This is a genomic window from Malaciobacter canalis (genome assembly GCF_008000835.1).
Taxonomy (GTDB): Bacteria; Campylobacterota; Campylobacteria; order Campylobacterales; family Arcobacteraceae; genus Malaciobacter; species Malaciobacter canalis.
Genome location: NZ_CP042812.1, coordinates 1,693,001 through 1,706,859, shown reverse-complemented (window position 1 = coordinate 1,706,859; position 13,859 = coordinate 1,693,001). Strand labels below are relative to the sequence as shown.

Genomic DNA, 13,859 nt, shown 5'->3' with positions numbered 1-13,859 from the left:
GTTTACTCATTTAAAAAATCCTCTATATCTTTTGAAATTTTTTCGATACTTAAACTTGCATCTATAAAAATATAATTTAAATTTAATTCTTTTATTGTCTTTTCCATTCTATTTTGAATATCTATTAAATAATCAATTCCTCTTGCTTCTATAGAATCATGCTCTTTTTGTGAAAGCCTATTTTCTAGCTCTTGCTTTGATAGTTTTAATAAAATCACATGACTTGGCAAGACATTATTTGTTGAAATAAGATTTAAATCTATTACTGTTTTTAAAGGTAAGTTTTGAGCATAAGCAATACCTGATATCATTGATCTATCAGAAATAACTATTTTATCTTTATTTTTTAACACTACTTCTTGTATGTGCTCAGCTCTATCTGCTAAAAACAAGAACATTTCAGCAAGCTTAGAGTTTGCTTCTCCTGTTAAAACCATTTGTCTTAATTTTGAACCAATTGGTGTTCCTCCTGGTTCTTTTGTAAATACTGCATTATTATATTTTTTAGCAAGAATCTCTAATTGCGTAGATTTTCCTGCTGTATCAATTCCTTCAATTACTACATACATTTTAATACTTCTTTGGGTACAAGATGACAAAAGCTTCCATTAAACACTATTAATTCTCTAACAATAGTAGAGCTAACGAAAGCATTTTTTAAAGTTGGCATAAGATAAAGAGTCTCTAAGTCTTTGTTTATAGAAGAGTTTGCATATCCCATTTGTAATTCATATTCAAAGTCACTAACTGCTCTTAATCCTCTTATTATGGTATTTATTTTCATTTGTGTTGCAAGCTCCACTAGTAAAGTATCAAAACCAATTACAGTTACTTTTTCAAGATCTTTTGTTGCTTCTTTTGCAAAATTAACTCTTTGTTCATGGGAGAACATTGGATTTTTTCTTTCACTTTTTGCTACAGCTACAACTACTTCTTCAAAGATACTTGTAGCTCTTCTTACAATATCCATATGACCATTTGTTATTGGATCAAAAGTTCCACTATAAATAGCTTTTTTATATGTTCCGCCATTATTTGTTTTTTCATTATTTTGCATATTTATTCCCATCTTTTGTATAAATTATTATCAATTCCTAATAAATCAAACCATTTCCCTATTAAGAAGTATTCCATATCTTCTAAAGTTTGTTGACTTGAATAATAGCCCAAACTTGGAGGAGCAACAATTACTCCTAATTGGGATAATTTAAGCATATTTTCTAAGATGATTGTATTGTAAGGCATCTCTCTTGGTGCAATAACTATCTCTTTTTTTTGTTTAAGCATTACTGTAAAAGCTCTTGTTATTAAGCTATCTGAAATTCCAATAGAACACTTTGCAAGAGTATTCATAGAACAGGGTAAAATTATCATTTTATCTATACCAAATGAACCAGAAGCTATTGAAGCTGAAATATCACTATCATTTAAAATTGTTAAGTTTTTTTTATCTTTGAAATAATTAGAAATAGAGATATCTTCTTCAAGCTTTAAAGCAATTTTTGCACTTTTTGAAGCTACTAAAAACACCTCTATATTTTCAGGAATATTATCAACAAATTTAAGAGCTAAACTTGCTCCACTAGCACCAGTAATGGCAACAGTTAATTTCAATACAAATCCTTTAAGAATTATCTTATTAAGAAAAGATTTTATCTAACTTTTACTTTATTGCAAATCAAAAAAAAACAAATAATGAAAAACTCAAAGGAGGTGTAAAGATTTGCCAATTTATTTTTTTCAAAATGTATAACATATAGTTGTATAAATATTTTACTAAAAGCCAAGAAAAAAGCTGTTTTTAAAGCCTTGGTTAAGCTTTGTTTTATCAAAATTGTAATAACATTTCGTATAATAAAAAATATTATAATTATTACAAAATGTTTAATTATATATTTATAATAATACTTATTGTAAAAGGATTTAAAGTGTCTAAAATTTTTAGTTTTGTTCGAATAAATAAAAATAATGAGGTGTATACCAAACAACAAAATGATGTTCTAAATGAGTATATAAAAAAACAAAATATCAAGATTTATCAAAGTATTGAAATAGAAATAAATACTCCAAGTGATGAAAAAAACATGTTGGATTTTTTGAAAAATTCTCAAAGTAAATCAACTTTATTAGTTGCAGATTTAAATGTTTTTGGAAGAACAGTTGAAACAATTTTAGAGATAGTTAAATTTTTATTAAGTAATAAAATTAGAATAATTGTAATAAAACAAAATTTAGATTTAATAGATGATAATGACATGTTAACTCAGATGATTTTAGGTGTGATTTCTATGACTTTAAAACTTGAAAAAGAGCTTATGAGTATTAGAACAAAAGAAGCACTTACTGCAAAAAAATTAGAAGGTGCTCATCTTGGAAAACCAAAAGGTACAATTCAAAAATCAAAATTTGATAATCAAAGAGAAAAAATAGAAGAGTTATTATCTGTTGGTTTATCAGTAAGAAAAATTGCAAAACTTTTAGGTTATAGCAATCATATTGGATTAAATAATTATGTTAAAAAAAGAAGTATTAGAGAAAATTTGAGAAACACTCTTGATATTGCAAGTTAATATCAAGAGTATAATTTTTATATTATAACTAAAATAAAAAGAGAATAAAGTGTCAAATATATGCTTTATTCTCTTTTTTTATTTGCCTAAAATTTTAAAACTTATAATTTTAATATTTATTCTTATCATTTATATTCACTTCATTAAACTTATTGTAGAATATTAACTATTTATTTATATGGAGATATTTTATGAAAGTTTTATTAACAAAAGATGTAAAAAGTTTAGGTAAAGCAGGTGAAGTTAAAGAAGTGAAAGATGGATATGGAAAGAACTTCTTAATTGGTAAAGGTCTTGCTTTACATGCAACAAACGATGTAATAAGAAAATATGAAGCACAAAAGAAAAGAGAGCAAGAACAAATAGCTATAGAAATTGATGAGGCTAAGAAACTAGCAGAAACTTTAAATTCTACAAAATTAACAATCAAACATAAAGCTGGTGCAAATGGACATCTAATAGGTTCAGTTACAAATAAAGAGATAAGTGAAGCTTTAAATGAAGAGTTTAAAATTGAAATTGATAAAAAAAATATATCTTTAGATAAAAAAATAAAAGCACCTGGTATTTACGAAGTTGATTGTAAATTAGGTCATGCTGTTCATGCAACTTTAAAAGTTGACATTATAGGAGAGTAGTTAATGTTTGAAGCAACTACAATATTAGCCTACAAAGGTGAAAAAGAAGCCGTAATTGGTGGAGATGGACAGGTTACTTTTGGTAATTCTGTTTTAAAAGGTAATGCTACTAAAATTAGAACTTTATATAATGGGAAAATTTTAGCAGGTTTTGCAGGTAGTACAGCTGATGCTTTCAATCTTTTTGATATGTTTGAAGAGCATTTACAAACTACTAAAGGTGATTTGTTAAAAGCAGTAATTGCTTTTTCTAAAGCTTGGAGAAAAGATAAGGTTTTAAGAAGATTAGAAGCAATGATGATTGTTTTAAATAAAGATCATATTTTTATTTTAAGTGGAAATGGTGATGTAGTAGAGCCAGAAGATGGAAAAATTGCTTCAATTGGAAGTGGTGGAAATTTTGCAATTTCTGCTGCAAGGGCTTTAGATAAACATGCAAACTTATCTGCACAAGATTTAGTAAAAGAATCATTGATGATTGCAGGTGAATTATGTATTTATACAAATCAAAATATTAAAATTTTAACAATAGAGGAATAGTATAGTATGGATTTAACTCCTAAACAAATAGTTAAGTATCTTGATGATTATATTATTGGACAAGATGACGCAAAAAAGACAATTGCATTAGCATTAAGAAATAGATTTAGAAGAATGCAAGTTGAACCAGTACTTCAAGAAGAGATAATGCCTAAAAATATTCTTATGATAGGAAGTACAGGTGTTGGGAAAACTGAAATTGCTAGAAGATTAGCTAAGATGATGGGATTGCCATTTGTAAAAGTTGAAGCTAGTAAATATACAGAAGTTGGATTTGTAGGTAGAGATGTTGAATCAATGATTAGAGACTTAGTTTATGAATCTATAAATTTAGTAACAAAAGAGTATGAAGAAAAAATTGTTGATAAAATTGATGGAGAAGTTAATAGAAAAATAATAGAAAAACTTGTTCCACCTTTACCAGAAACTGCAACTGAAACTGCAAAAGAGTCATTTATTAAAACATATAATAAAATGGAAGAAAAATTATTAAGTGGTGCTTTAGATGATAAAAAAATAGAGATTGAACTTCCTAAGAAAACACATGTTGAAATAATTGACTCTTCAATGCCAATGGATATGAGTTCAATGCAAGAGAGTCTTTCTAAAATGTTAGGCGGACTAAATAAAGAAAAAGTTAAAAAAGAAGTAACAATTAAAGATGCAAGGGTTTTATTAAGAGATGAAGCAAGTGAGAATCTACTTGATCATGAAGCTATAAAAATTGAAGCAATTAAAAGAACTGAAAATGGTGGAATTATATTTTTAGATGAAATTGATAAAATTGCTACAGGAACAAAATCTCAAAATCAAGATCCTTCAAAAGAGGGTGTTCAAAGAGATTTACTTCCAATTGTTGAGGGAAGTTCTGTTCAAACTAAGTTTGGTCAAGTTAAAACTGATCATATTTTATTTATTGCTGCTGGAGCATTTCATGTAAGCAAACCAAGTGATTTGCTTCCTGAACTTCAAGGAAGATTTCCTTTAAGAGTAGAATTAAGCTCATTAGATGAGGATGCATTATATAAAATATTAACTAATACAAAAAATTCTCTTTTAAGACAATATGAGGCATTATTAAAAGTTGAAGATGTAACATTAGAGTTTAGTGATGATGCAATTCATGCTTTTGCCAAATATTCAGTAACTGCAAATGAAAAGACTGAAGATATTGGTGCAAGAAGACTTCATACTGTAATTGAGAAAGTTATTGAAGATATTAGTTTTAGTGCAGATGAGAAAAAAGGTGAAACTATTATAGTTGACAAAGATTTAGTTGAGAAAAAACTAGAGGATATTGTTGAAAATGAAGATACTGCAAGGTATATCTTGTAATATTTTAATTTTTTATTTGATAGAATAGTAAAAGTATAAGAAAACAGGGAGTAGTTATGAATATAGTAACATTTTGTGATGTAGATGATTCTTTAATAGATAGTAAGCACAGTGTAGAGCATTATGATAGTGGAATTACGCAAAAAGCAGATATTGCAATTTTAGATATTAACTCTATTTTTGATTTTGAAGAGAATAAACATGAAGCTTGTAAAGAAAAATATGTGTCAATTGCAGTGATTGATGATGATAGTGATTATGATGCATTTAAAAACTTTGGAGTTGATGCTTGGATTAAGGGTGAGGATATTCAAGATATTAATGCAATCATAAATCTTGTTGAAAAGAGATTCCTATCATAATAATTGATACACATTGCCATCTTGATAATGAAATGTATTGTCAAGATGTACATGAAGTAATAGCAAATGCATTAGATTCAAATGTAAAAGGTTTTTTAATACCTGGAGCAGATCCAAAAGATTTACCTAAAGCTGTTGAATTAGCACAACAGTATGATGAGGTATTTTTTTCTGTAGGAGTACATCCTTATGATGCAAAAGCTTATGATGAAGAAGTACTTAAAAAATATGTTACTCACCCAAAATGTATTGCTATTGGAGAATGTGGTCTAGACTATTTTAGACTCCCTGAAGATGAAAATGAAAAAGAAGAAGAGATAAAAAGACAAAAAGAGGTATTTGCAAAGCAAGTACAGTTTGCAACAGAAGTTAATAAACCTCTTATTGTTCATGTAAGAAATGCTTCAAATGATTCAAAAAAAATATTATTAGATAATAATGCAGGTAAAGTTGGTGGAGTTTTACACTGTTTTAATGCAGATGAACAACTTTTAAGTTTAGCTAATGAAAATTTTTATTTTGGAATAGGAGGAGTTTTAACTTTTAAAAATGCAAGAAAACTTGTTCAAGTTTTAAGTAAAATTCCAAAAGAAAAAATTGTTGTAGAAACAGATGGCCCTTATTTAACTCCACATCCTTTTAGAGGAAAACGAAACGAACCATCTTATACAAACTATGTAGTTGAAAAAATAGCTGAACTTTTAGAGATGGAAGTTGATGAAGTGAAAACTTTAACTACACATAATGCTAAAACTTTATTTAAGGAGTTCTCTAATATAAATTAGATAAAATATATGCTATTTTAACAATTAGGAATGTATTTGTATAAGTTAGTCATATTTTTATTTATATTAGTAAATTACTCATGGGCTTCTTTAATAGGAGCTAATTATAACCAAAGAGACATGCAAATATTAGAGGATTTACAAATTAAATCCTCTTTTATTACAGATTATAAACTTCAAAAAACATATAATAATCTATTAAGAAAACATAATCAAAACAATTATGTAAGAAAATTAAGTGATGCATCACTGTTTGTACCTAAAATCAAAAAGATATTAAGAGAAGAGGAAATACCTTCTGTTTTTTTGTATATGGCAATGGCAGAGTCTGATTTTACTATTGATGCTAAATCAAATGTAAAGGCAACTGGTATTTGGCAATTTATGTCAGAAACAGGAAAACATTTTGATTTAAATATTAATTTATATGTTGATGAAAGAATGGATCTTGTTAAATCAACAAAAGCAGCAACACAATATTTAAAATATTTGCATAAAAGATTTGACAAATGGTATTTAGCTGCACTTGCTTATAATTGTGGTGAGGGAAGAGTAATTGAAGCAATTACTAGAGCTACAATTGATAAATATGTACAAGAAAATCCAAAAGAAAAAAATAGTAGTAAAATTCAAGAATTTAGACATACAATCTACTCTTATCAAAGAGGAAGAGAGCCTTTTTATAAATTAAATAGAGTTTATAAAGAAATTAAAGATTGGGATGTTTCTTTAGATATTGATGATTTCTTAAGAGTTCAAAAAAATATCACAAGACAATATATTCCAAGTGAAAGTAGAATGTATATTAGAAAAATTATTGCACTTGGTATGATGAATAACCAAAGTTTTATTACAGAAAATGACAATGCCCATCTTTTAAATATAGGTGCTACTTCTTCTGTTGCAACTATACCTGTAAAAGGTGGTTTACATTTAAAGTCAATTTCAACAGCAGTTGGGATTGATTATGAAGAGATTAAAAATTTAAATAAGCATTTAAAATTACAAATAGTACCTCCATATGAAAAAACTTATGATATATATATTCCTTATAGTAGACTTGCTAGATATCAAGCAAATAAAAATCTAATTAAAGATAGTAAGTATTTAGTATATATAGTTAAAAGAGGCGACTCTTTACATAAAATTGGTAATAAATATAATATTTCATATAAAATTATTAAAGATTTTAATAAATTAAACACAAATATTTTATCTTTGAAACAAAAACTAATTATTCCTATTAGTTCAAATAAATCTAATAGTAGTAATATAAAATTAGCAAAAGCAAATACTAAAACTACACTTATATATAAAGTTAAAAATGGGGATACTTTATACTCAATTGCAAGAAAATATAATATTGATTTAAAAAAACTAATGAGTGATAATGAATTAAAATCAAATTTTATAAATATTGGAGATAAAATTGTTATTAAAAAATAGTTTTTTAAAAAGTGGTGTTATTTTAAGTGCAACTTTTTTGTTCACTGGTTGTTTTTCATCTTTTAGTAATCAAAACTATTCTTATGGAAATTCAAATAACTATTCAGGTTATAAATCAATTCCAAAAGAGAAAATGAGAAACTCAAAAGCTATGCATAAAGCTACTATGAGACCTTATCAAATTGCTGGAAAATGGTATTATCCAACTTTAGCAAAAGTAGGAGATGAACAAGATGGTATAGCTTCTTGGTATGGTCCAAATTTTCATGCTAAGAAAACATCAAATGGTGAAACTTATAATATGTATGCTATGACAGCAGCACATAAAACCTTACCTATGAATACAATGGTAAAAGTTAATAATCTTGAAAATGGAAAGTCAACGGTTGTTAGAATTAATGATAGAGGACCTTTTGTAACTGGAAGAATTATTGATTTATCAAATAAGGCTGCTCATGCGGTTGATATGGTAAAAAAAGGAACAGCAAGAGTTAAAATTACTGTTTTAGGTTTTCATGGAAAAATTGCACAAACTACATCTGAAAAAAATGAAACTATGTCTGTTGGAAGATATTTTGTACAAGTTGGGGCATTTAGAAATCTTTCTGGTGCAAAAATAACAAAAAGAAAATTTGAAAATATTATTGGGAATAATTATACAGTAGTAATAAAAGATGGGTATTATGATAATGCACCTATAAATAGAGTTTGGGTAAGTGGTTTTAGAAGTGAAGAAGAAGCTGTTGATTTTAAAACAAAACTTGGAATTAGTGGTGCGATGATTATTGCACAATAGGGAGAAAATATGGTTGAGTTAAGTAGAAAAACAAAAGAAACTGATATAAAGTGTAAACTTAATATTAATGGAAGTGGTATAAATAATATAGAAACTGGTATTGGTTTTTTTGATCATATGTTAGAAGCACTAAGTAAACATAGTGGAATTGATATAGAGTTAACTTGTAAAGGTGATTTACATATTGATTTTCATCACAGTGTTGAGGATTGTGGTATTGTATTAGGTAAAGCTTTAAAAGAAGCAATTTTTCCAATACAAGCAGTTGAAAGATATGGAAATGCAACTGTTGTTATGGATGAAGCAGCTGTTTCATGTGCTCTTGATTTAAGTAACAGGCCTTTTTTAGTATATGATATAAATTTAACTGAAAAAGTAGGTGAGTTTGATGTAGAGCTTGCAGAAGAGTTTTTTCATGCATTTATTATGAATGCTGGACTTACTTGCCATATAGTTTATGAAAGAGGAAAGAATAAGCACCATATTCTTGAAGCAGCATTTAAAGCAGTTGCAGTTGCCCTTAGACGAGCAATGGTTAAAAATGAAAAAATTGGTATTCCTAGTACTAAAGGTATTTTATGATTGAACTAATTGTTTTAGATGTTGATGGAACATTAACAGATGGAAAAATAATTTATACAAATAGTGGTGATGAGTTAAAAGCTTTTGATGTAGCCGATGGCTTAGCTATTGCAACATGGAGTAAAAAACTAGGAAAAAAAGTTGCTATAATTACAGGAAGAACATCTAAAATAGTAGAAAAAAGAGCTTCTGATTTGCAAATTGAGTATCTTTATCAAAACATCCATAATAAAGATGAAGTATTAACTGAGATTTTAAAAAAAGAGGGTTTATCTTGGAATCAAGTTGCTGCAATTGGTGATGATTTAAATGATTTTAAAATGCTAAAAAAAGTAGGGCTTTCATTTACGCCTTCTAATGGAACACACTATTTAAAAGATTTTGTTGATGTTATTTGTAAAAATAGTGGTGGTAATGGAGCTATTAGAGAGATGATAGAGTATATAGTAAAAAAAGATAATATTGAGCAGGAGTTCATAAACTCATGGTTATAAAAGCATTTACTTATATACTTTTAATTGTTGCAATTGGGGTTTATTTTATTCCTATTGATAAGGTTGATAGTAGTTTAGATGAAAAAGATATACCATTAGTAACTTTTAATGATTCAACTATGTACACTTTAAATGAACAAACAACAACAAAAATAGTAAATTCAAAAAAAGTTTCAAGATATAAAACAAAAGATATTATGTATGAGGGTGATTTTATTTTAAAAGCAAATGATAAAAAGATAGAAAATGCAACTGATTACATAAGTGCAAATGTAATAATTAAAAAAAATGAAGATTTTACTTTTTTAGATGATGTTAAATTTAGAAGAAATGATTTTATCTCTTTAGATACACAAGAACTTTATTATAATGAAAAAACACAAATAGCAAAAAATAGTGTTCCTTTTAAAGGAACTTATTATAATCATAAAATAGATGGGAAAAATTTGTATTTGGATATGAAAAAAGAGATTATCAAAGCAAAAAATTCACATTTTGAAATAGAAACAACAAAATAACAAGGATTAAAATGAAATATTTATTTTTAACTTTTTTAGCTACTTTAACACTAATGGCAAATGAGGGTAAATTAATAATAGATGCAAAAAAGTTTGAAGCAAACGATGAAAAAGGAATCTCAGTTTTTACAGGTAATGTAAAATTGAAAAAAGAAAAAGATAGATTAAATTCAGACAGGCTTGATGTTTATATGTCTGCAAAATCTTCTACTAAAAAAAGAACTCCTTTAAAGTATGTAGCAACAGGAAAAGTGACTTTTGAAATCATTTCTCAAGATAAACATTATGAGGGTAAAGGTGATAAAGTTATTTATTATCCAAGTAAACAACAGTATGAAATTTATGGAAATGGTTTTATTAAAGAAAAAATTGAAGATAGAAAAATTTATGGAAATATAATTTATATCAATCAAGTAACAGGTGAAGCAAAAGTTAGTGGAACAGATAATAAACCTGTAAGATTTATTATTAATATTGAAGATAAAAATGAGAAAAAGGCTGATAAATAATGAAAATAGTTGAAGCAACATTCTTAACTTCGGCACAAAGTATAAATGATTCACCAACTCCAAATATGGCAGAAGTTGCTTTTCTTGGAAGAAGTAATGTAGGAAAATCATCTTTATTAAATACTTTAACAAATAGAAAAGGTTTAGCTAAGTCTTCTTCAACACCAGGGAAAACTCAGCTTATTAACTATTTTGATATTAAGTTTAAAACACAAAGTGAGGAGTTACCTTATCTTTTTGCAAGATTTGTTGATTTACCAGGATTTGGTTATGCAAAAGTATCAAAAGGTTTGAAAAAAGATTGGAATAAAAACTTAACAGGTTATTTAGAAGAGAGACCTTGTTTACAAGTTTTTGTACATTTAATAGATTCAAGACATACAACATTGGATATTGATAAAAATGTTGATGAATTTTTAGATCTTATAAAAAGAGGAGATCAAAAGATTATTCATGCATTTACAAAAACAGATAAATTAAAACAGAATGATTTAGCAAAATTAAAAAGAGCATATCCTGAGGGTATTTTTATCTCAAATTTGAAAAAAAGAGGGATGATGGATCTTCAAAATGCAATTACGGAGCATTTATTTGGAAATCAAATTTTTTAAACCAACAGTTAAGCATATTATACAAATGCAAGAGCTTGTAAAACCAGAAGTTGAAAGTGGTAAGATTTTACTAAGAACCGAAGATGAAATGGCAAATACAATTAGGTCATACACTGTTGTTAGTGTTGATGGTAAACTAGCTGGATTTACTGCTTTGCATATTCACTCTTGTAGATTAGCAGAAGTTAGAAGTTTAATTGTTTCAAAAGATTTTCGAGGTTTAAAGCTAGGTAAAAAACTTGTTGAAGCTTGTATAAGTGAGGGTAAAAAATATGATTTAGAACAAATTTTATCTTTAACTTATGAAGAGGGTTTTTTTGAAAGTTTAGGCTTTAAAAAAATAGAAAAAGAGAATATTCCAGAACATAAAATTTGGGCTGATTGTATTAGATGTAAGCATTTCCCAATTTGTGAAGAAATAGCTATGGTTTACGATTTATAGATTTTTTAATCAATCCACCATAGTCTTGCAAATAATCCAAAAGTTGAAGTATATCCTACCTCACTAAATCTTAGATTTTTATTTTTATCATAAATTAGTGTTGTAGGAAAGGCTTTAATATTGAATTTTCTTGAAAAGTATCCATCTGTATCATCAACTACTTTAAAGCTTAATTCGTTATTTTTCAAGTATTGTTTTATATTTTCTTTATTTCCTGATTGTACTGCTATAGTTAAAACTTCATAATCTTTTGAAAGTCTTTGTATATTTGGTGCTTCTATTTTGCAAGTAGGACACCATGTCGCCCAAAAATGAATAATAATAGGTTTGTCCTTAGATATATTATAAGTTTGATTATTTAGTAGCTTAAAACTCTTTATAGATAGTTTCTCTTTATTTAAATCAAGAGATCTATAATAGCTAACAATATTTAGTATAATTGTTAAAGATACAATAAAAAATATTATCTCTTTTAGATATTTTTTTAGTTTTTCTTTCATCTATTTTCCTTAAAATCTAATAACTATATTTAATTATTAGATTTTAGCAGTTCTTTGTAAAGTTAGTGTTTACTAAAGAAGTTTTTTCATATGGTTTTTAATAATTACTGGAACAAAAAACATTGATACTATATATGAAATTAATGTTCCACCAATAAGTGCAACTCCTAAACCTCCAAAAACAGCATCACTTGCAAGTAGTGATGAGGCAAATACCATAGTTAAAACTGTAAGTATAATAGGTTTTGATCTTGTTGCTGTTGCTTTTGCAATTGCTTTATTTATTGACATATTTTGCTCAATTATTAACTGTTTTGAAAAGTCAATAATTAGTGTTGAGTTTCTTGAATTTATTCCTATTAAACCAATAAAACCAATTAATGATGTTGCAGTTAAATAAAAAGTATCTTGAGTAAATATGTCCATAATAATATGTGCTAAAATAACTCCAATAATAGATATAAAACTTGCAAGTACAATACCTCCTGAAATAGCAAAACTTTTATAATAAATAACCATTAAAAAGAATATTAAAATTAGTGCAATAATAAATGCAGTTCCCAAATCTTTGAAAGTATCAAGGGTTACTTTAAGTTCACCATCAAATATTAAATCAAACTTTTCATTTGTATTTTTATTAATAAATGAGAGGTTTAACATATCTGTTTTAATTACTTTATAATCACTACTTAATTGTTTAATCATTTGTGTTCTAGCTTCTAATAAAGGATAAATTTGACTATCTTTATTTGTCTCTGCTATCACATTTATCATCTTTTTTAAATTTTTAGATGTTAATTCTGGTTCTTTAACACTTTTTCTTACCCTTACAAGTTCTGAGACACTAATCATTTGATTATATTGATTTTTTAATTTTAAATTTTTTAATCTATTTTTTAATGATTGTTCTGTTTTTTCATTTATAAGTCTTGTATCATCTAATCTTAGAAAAATTGGTATTTGATTTTGTGCATGATTGTCATTTACTATTGAAATAGGCATTCCCTCGTATGCAAGATAAACTATTTGTTTTATTTGTTCTAAACTAATACCACTTTTTTTAATCTTATCATTATCTAAAATCAACTCATACTTTGCGTAATCTTTACTTGCCATCACATCAATATCTACAAGGGTTTTTTGTGCTTTAAAAATTTTTGCAATTTTGTAAGCAAAATCTCTTTGTGAATTGAAGTTTTCACCACCGTAAATTTCTGCAACAATAGAAGCAAGAACTGGTGGTCCAGCTGGAAGTTCTATAAATTTAATATTTGCATTGTACATATTGCATGTTTCTTTTATAATTGGTCTTAATTTTGAAACTAAATTAAAACTTGAAATATCTCTATTTGATTCTCTTTTGATATTTATCATCATTTCTGCTTGCCACTGTTTATCTTTTAAAGCACTTTGCTTAACAAGTGCAGCGAAATCTAAAGGTTGTCCCTCACTTATAAAAACAGATATATTTGTAACTATATCATTTTCTTGTAATTTTCTTGCAATACAATCAGTCACTTCTTTTGTATATTTTTTACTATATCCATCTTTTAAGTCAACATATACAGAAAATGTATCAGAATCTTTACTTGGCAACATTTTTGCTTTTATAATTTCGCTTGGAAATGTTAATACACTTAATAAAAATAGTATTAATGTAATTACATAAACTAATATTGATTTAGACTTTGATTCTAAAATTTGATAAATAAAGTTTTCTAATTTAATCAT

At 26.6% G+C, this 13,859-nt stretch carries 19 protein-coding genes; 14 read left to right on the top strand and 5 right to left on the bottom strand.

The genetic code is table 11. The features are described from left to right. Positions 1 to 2: 2 nt before the first annotated feature. Genes tmk through ACAN_RS08400 form a run of 3 tightly spaced genes read right to left on the bottom strand, consistent with a single transcriptional unit; the run spans position 3 to position 1,614 of the window. Positions 3 to 569, bottom strand: coding sequence for a dTMP kinase (tmk, locus tag ACAN_RS08410; RefSeq protein ID WP_099333425.1), 567 nt, complete (start codon positions 567 to 569; stop codon positions 3 to 5). Continuing rightward, on the bottom strand, positions 560 to 1,057 hold the full coding sequence (gene coaD / locus ACAN_RS08405) for a pantetheine-phosphate adenylyltransferase (RefSeq protein ID WP_099333572.1): 498 nt from the start codon (positions 1,055 to 1,057) through the stop codon (positions 560 to 562). Before coaD ends, tmk begins: the two co-directional genes overlap by 10 nt. Positions 1,058 to 1,059: 2 nt before the next feature. Further along, a complete protein-coding gene (locus ACAN_RS08400; RefSeq protein ID WP_099333424.1) occupies positions 1,060 to 1,614 on the bottom strand; it encodes a UbiX family flavin prenyltransferase in 555 nt (184 codons plus the stop codon). Positions 1,615 to 1,928: 314 nt separating this feature from the next. On the opposite strand from ACAN_RS08400, the gene ACAN_RS08395 reads away from it, so the two are divergent. The 14 genes from ACAN_RS08395 to ACAN_RS08330 all read left to right on the top strand — a co-directional run bounded on the left by ACAN_RS08395 (position 1,929) and on the right by ACAN_RS08330 (position 11,628). Next, positions 1,929 to 2,570, top strand: a complete 642-nt coding sequence (locus ACAN_RS08395) for a recombinase family protein (protein ID WP_099310282.1) — start codon at positions 1,929 to 1,931, stop codon at positions 2,568 to 2,570. A 191-nt stretch (positions 2,571 to 2,761) separates the two neighbouring features. Further along, complete coding sequence (rplI, locus tag ACAN_RS08390; RefSeq protein ID WP_079579892.1) at positions 2,762 to 3,208, top strand: 50S ribosomal protein L9; 447 nt, start codon at positions 2,762 to 2,764, stop codon at positions 3,206 to 3,208. Positions 3,209 to 3,211: 3 nt separating this feature from the next. Next, a complete protein-coding gene (hslV, locus tag ACAN_RS08385) occupies positions 3,212 to 3,748 on the top strand; it encodes an ATP-dependent protease subunit HslV (RefSeq protein WP_099333423.1) in 537 nt (178 codons plus the stop codon). A gap of 6 nt (positions 3,749 to 3,754) precedes the next feature. After that, complete coding sequence (gene hslU / locus ACAN_RS08380; RefSeq protein ID WP_079579890.1) at positions 3,755 to 5,083, top strand: ATP-dependent protease ATPase subunit HslU; 1,329 nt, start codon at positions 3,755 to 3,757, stop codon at positions 5,081 to 5,083. 56 nt (positions 5,084 to 5,139) lie between these two features. Then, the gene (locus ACAN_RS08375) at positions 5,140 to 5,445 is read left to right on the top strand and encodes a hypothetical protein (protein WP_079579889.1); all 306 of its coding nucleotides are present in this window, start codon (positions 5,140 to 5,142) and stop codon (positions 5,443 to 5,445) included. Beyond that, the gene (locus tag ACAN_RS08370) at positions 5,433 to 6,230 is read left to right on the top strand and encodes a TatD family hydrolase (protein WP_322863220.1); all 798 of its coding nucleotides are present in this window, start codon (positions 5,433 to 5,435) and stop codon (positions 6,228 to 6,230) included. The genes ACAN_RS08375 and ACAN_RS08370 overlap by 13 nt, the downstream gene beginning before the upstream one ends. 36 nt (positions 6,231 to 6,266) lie before the next feature. Further along, the gene (locus ACAN_RS08365) at positions 6,267 to 7,676 is read left to right on the top strand and encodes a lytic transglycosylase domain-containing protein (RefSeq protein ID WP_170233027.1); all 1,410 of its coding nucleotides are present in this window, start codon (positions 6,267 to 6,269) and stop codon (positions 7,674 to 7,676) included. Beyond that, on the top strand, positions 7,660 to 8,472 hold the full coding sequence (locus tag ACAN_RS08360; RefSeq protein WP_228150593.1) for a septal ring lytic transglycosylase RlpA family protein: 813 nt from the start codon (positions 7,660 to 7,662) through the stop codon (positions 8,470 to 8,472). Before ACAN_RS08365 ends, ACAN_RS08360 begins: the two co-directional genes overlap by 17 nt. A 9-nt stretch (positions 8,473 to 8,481) precedes the next feature. Further along, positions 8,482 to 9,054, top strand: coding sequence for an imidazoleglycerol-phosphate dehydratase HisB (gene hisB, locus ACAN_RS08355; RefSeq protein WP_099333420.1), 573 nt, complete (start codon positions 8,482 to 8,484; stop codon positions 9,052 to 9,054). After that, entirely contained in the window at positions 9,051 to 9,548 is a 498-nt protein-coding gene (locus tag ACAN_RS08350; protein WP_079579885.1) for a KdsC family phosphatase, read from the top strand. Before hisB ends, ACAN_RS08350 begins: the two co-directional genes overlap by 4 nt. Continuing rightward, positions 9,539 to 10,066, top strand: a complete 528-nt coding sequence (locus ACAN_RS08345; RefSeq protein ID WP_079579884.1) for an LPS export ABC transporter periplasmic protein LptC — start codon at positions 9,539 to 9,541, stop codon at positions 10,064 to 10,066. The genes ACAN_RS08350 and ACAN_RS08345 overlap by 10 nt, the downstream gene beginning before the upstream one ends. Positions 10,067 to 10,077: 11 nt before the next feature. Next, a complete protein-coding gene (locus ACAN_RS08340; RefSeq protein WP_099333419.1) occupies positions 10,078 to 10,575 on the top strand; it encodes an LptA/OstA family protein in 498 nt (165 codons plus the stop codon). Beyond that, on the top strand, positions 10,575 to 11,186 hold the full coding sequence (gene yihA, locus ACAN_RS08335) for a ribosome biogenesis GTP-binding protein YihA/YsxC (protein WP_079579882.1): 612 nt from the start codon (positions 10,575 to 10,577) through the stop codon (positions 11,184 to 11,186). The genes ACAN_RS08340 and yihA overlap by 1 nt, the downstream gene beginning before the upstream one ends. Continuing rightward, entirely contained in the window at positions 11,167 to 11,628 is a 462-nt protein-coding gene (locus ACAN_RS08330; protein WP_079579881.1) for an N-acetyltransferase, read from the top strand. The genes yihA and ACAN_RS08330 overlap by 20 nt, the downstream gene beginning before the upstream one ends. Before the next feature lie 5 nt (positions 11,629 to 11,633). On the opposite strand, the gene ACAN_RS08325 is transcribed toward ACAN_RS08330, so the two are convergent. Both ACAN_RS08325 and ACAN_RS14125 read right to left on the bottom strand, forming a co-directional pair. After that, a complete protein-coding gene (locus ACAN_RS08325; protein WP_099333418.1) occupies positions 11,634 to 12,128 on the bottom strand; it encodes a redoxin domain-containing protein in 495 nt (164 codons plus the stop codon). A gap of 72 nt (positions 12,129 to 12,200) precedes the next feature. After that, complete coding sequence (locus ACAN_RS14125) at positions 12,201 to 13,859, bottom strand: efflux RND transporter permease subunit (protein ID WP_265734345.1); 1,659 nt, start codon at positions 13,857 to 13,859, stop codon at positions 12,201 to 12,203.